3 protein-coding genes are annotated in these 3,005 nt (G+C 59.1%); all 3 read right to left on the bottom strand.

What is annotated here, in order from left to right; translation table 11 throughout:
* Nucleotides 1-212: 212 nt before the first annotated feature.
* On the bottom strand, nucleotides 213-1,145 hold the full coding sequence (locus ASF71_RS22120; RefSeq protein WP_056304193.1) for a hypothetical protein: 933 nt from the start codon (nucleotides 1,143-1,145) through the stop codon (nucleotides 213-215).
* 35 nt (nucleotides 1,146-1,180) lie between these two features.
* On the bottom strand, nucleotides 1,181-1,639 hold the full coding sequence (locus ASF71_RS22115; protein ID WP_056304190.1) for a spore coat protein U domain-containing protein: 459 nt from the start codon (nucleotides 1,637-1,639) through the stop codon (nucleotides 1,181-1,183).
* A 79-nt stretch (nucleotides 1,640-1,718) separates the two neighbouring features.
* A complete protein-coding gene (locus tag ASF71_RS22110; RefSeq protein ID WP_056304188.1) occupies nucleotides 1,719-2,177 on the bottom strand; it encodes a hypothetical protein in 459 nt (152 codons plus the stop codon).
* Between the last annotated feature and the right edge of the window lie 828 nt (nucleotides 2,178-3,005).

The following is a 3,005-nucleotide window of genomic DNA, read 5'->3' as shown; positions in this document are numbered from 1 at the left end:
CTGCTCGGAGGCATAGGTGGCGGCGAGGGCGGCCTCGTAGTCGGGGAGGTCAATGGTGGCGTTGGCGTTGGCCGTATCGAACTGGCAGGCCGACTGGGTCGTGGCGTTCAGGGGCACAGCCGTCGTCGCGGTCTGGACAGCCGACGCTGAAGACAGGGCAAGAAGCGTACAGACACTCAGGCCGGCAAGCCGTCCCGATTTCTGTGCAGTGCTCATACGGGGGGCAGCTGAATGGTGGCTGACATGTCGTCGATCAGGAGGTATCCGTAACCACCATTACACGTATTTTCGATTCTCTTGACATTCTTCCAGTTGAGCGTCCGCGTTTCGGCAGGGGCACCCGCGTAGTAGTGCTCATTCGAGAAAACGGTCGATCCAATGACAGTGTTATCAGCGCCGTAAGCCGTGACCGTCGTGTTCTGGAGGACCGAGCTGCCCGTCAGCGTCTTGACATCAAAGAGCGCTCCGGAGGTAGCCTGAACAGTACCAACGCAGCTGATGATAATCGCGTTGTGGCCGGAGATCAGACCGGCTTTGCGCGTCATGTAGTTACTGCTGGACAGGAACTTGAAGCCCTGCGTCGAGTAAGTCGTAGGAAGGGTTGCGAATTCAGCTTTTGCTGCCCCCTCAGTGAACCATGCCGTGCTTGTGAAGTCATCGAAGAGGTTGAGGTCCGTTACTGGCACGACGGCCGCAAAGGTGCTGGTTTTGATGTCGGTGCCGCAGGTGAGTTTGACAGTATACGTGCCGCTCTGGGTGTAGGTGTGGTCGGCCTGATCTGTAGCGACGACGCTGGGGGTTGTAATCTTGGTCGAGGCTGTGTTGTCCCCCCAATCAAGTGCGCACCCAGTGGTTGTCGGGTACGTCGTCTTCATGTAAGCGCGGGCCGTACTTTCATTAACCTTCAGCACGTTCAGGTACGATTTGGGGGCCGTCGCCTGGGCACTGATCGACCCCGACAGTCCCAGAGCCATCAGGTCACGCTGGACACTCGCTTCGAAGGCTTCGACGTAGGTTGATCCAGTGGCGGTCGTCTGGCCTGGAGCGACTAGGGCGTTCGCATGCGTTGCAGCCGGCGCGGCGTTCTGCGTGCCGCAGGCGGCGAGGAGGAGGGGGAGCAGCAGCAGGGGGGCAGTAATTTTCATGTCAGGACTCCAGGGAGCGAGAAGGACGTGCGGGCTTACCAGCCGATGTAGTAATCGACGACCGCTGTGTAAGCACCATTCGAGGCCGCCCACTGTCCAGGCTTCGCGGTTGCCCTCACGCCGTAGGTGTAGTGGCTGCCCGTCCCTGCCGCACCTGTGGTAGGAGTGGCGTCTTCGTCGGTCGCTAGCACGATGTTCAGCAGATTGTTGCCGTTCTTCAAATCCAGGCTGCCGTCTGCCTTCCACTGTGTATTGTCCCAGTAGCCCAGGAAGGGCACGGTATCCTGGTTGCAGCGTAGCTGCACTAAGGCTGTGCCCTGGGCGGCATCCGGGTTGGCCGCCTGGTAGGTAAAGTCGATGCTTGTCGGGCTGGTGATCTCACAGATGTCGTCGACCGTCGCGTTAACGGTCACGGAGGTCACGGCGGGGCTGGCGGCCAGGGCGCTACCCAGCAGGGTGGGCGCAAGCAGAGAGAGAAACAGGGTGCGGCGCATGGGGACTCCTTCGTCAGGTCAGAGAATCGAAGCCGAACAGGGGCCTGGGCATGCCCAGGCCCCTGAGAGGGCGCTGGGCTTAGAACGTGACGTTGACGTCGAGCGTCGTGGTGTAGTCGGCCGCGGTAGGCGCGGCCCACTGGCCACTGGCCGCGGTGGCGGCGAGGGTATAGGTGTGCTTGTCGGCGCCGGCGTAGCTGCCCGCGCCTGCCCCAGCGGCAGCCACCTGGGTCAGGGCGTAGGTTGCGTTGAGGGTGCCGGTCTTGCTCGCGCTCGTGAGCGTCAGAGCCCCTGAGGCGGCGGTGGTGGTGGTGATCGTGGTGCCGGCGTTGCAGTACAGAGTCGCGGCGCCATTCACGGCGCCGCTGGTGCCGGCGATGGCGTCATAGGTAAAGCTGGCAGCTGTGGTGGCGCCCGTATCGAAGGTGCAGGAGGACAGAACGGTGGCATTGACCGTAATAGGGGTGGAAGCGGTGCCGGCAGCGAAGGCGGTGGAGCACAGGGCAGCGGTGAGGACAGCAGAAGCGATTTTCTTCATGACATCTCCTTGAACAGGAATGTTTGGGAAAGTTTTCCCTGATTCCTGTCTTTGTAGAGCACCCTATCTAGGGGCCCGTTAACTAAGCGTTAACAGCAGAGTGGGTAGGTACTGGCCTTTTTTATCGTCCCAGCGCGGTAGAATAGCAAGGGCCCCCGACGCGACGTCGTGGCTCAGTCACTAGAGTGAGGATGTGTTGTGACTCCATTGAGCTTAGCTAGGACGCTCTGACAAAAGTTGATCTTCGAGAAGCGTAAACTTAAGTGGCATACAACGAAATAGCGGCTAGGACGCCATACGTAGTGATTCCATGTGGTGTGCTACGGGATGAGGAGACAGATTTTTACCCCCCACATGGGGGATAGCATTCTCTGCCGTGATGATGCCAGGGCGTATTCAGCCCTATAAGCTCATCAAGGTATGTTTCAGCGTAGAAAATGGGCTGAGCAGTTTACCCTTCTCGACATGACAATATCCAAGAGCATATACAGTGCCCCATTGCTTCCTCCTGAAGGGAAAGATGCGGATTTGCATCGTTATCGGCATAACATTGCGGGGTAGACAGAACGTACGGATTTCGTTGTTTGCTCTCAGGTTGACTATCAGGTGGTTGAGTCGTCTGGATATCAGCCGCTGGAGTTGCTAGCTGTACTTCGGGGAATATTCAGGGAGAGGGTCTTGGTCAGCATCTGCGATGCTGACCTTCTTGTTGAAGCCTTCCCGACGCCCGCAGTGGAGCCGACACTTCCCGACTTGGTTTTCTCCGTTCCTCACGTGTTTTCGCCACCAAGCCCAGCAGCGCTGGGCCCCGGTGTACGTGCAAGGTCT

It is taken from the genome of Deinococcus sp. Leaf326 (assembly GCF_001424185.1).
Taxonomy (GTDB): domain Bacteria; phylum Deinococcota; class Deinococci; order Deinococcales; family Deinococcaceae; genus Deinococcus.
This window is presented reverse-complemented; position numbering and strand designations above follow the sequence as displayed.

What these genes read in the sequence shown, in the direction of transcription:
- ASF71_RS22115 (WP_056304190.1), bottom strand. Translation starts at nt 1,639, where the DNA reads ATGCGCCGCACCCTGTTTCTCTCTCTGCTTGCGCCCACCCTGCTGGGT.
- ASF71_RS22120 (WP_056304193.1), bottom strand. Translation starts at nt 1,145, where the DNA reads ATGAAAATTACTGCCCCCCTGCTGCTGCTCCCCCTCCTCCTCGCCGCC.
- ASF71_RS22110 (WP_056304188.1), bottom strand. Translation starts at nt 2,177, where the DNA reads ATGAAGAAAATCGCTTCTGCTGTCCTCACCGCTGCCCTGTGCTCCACC.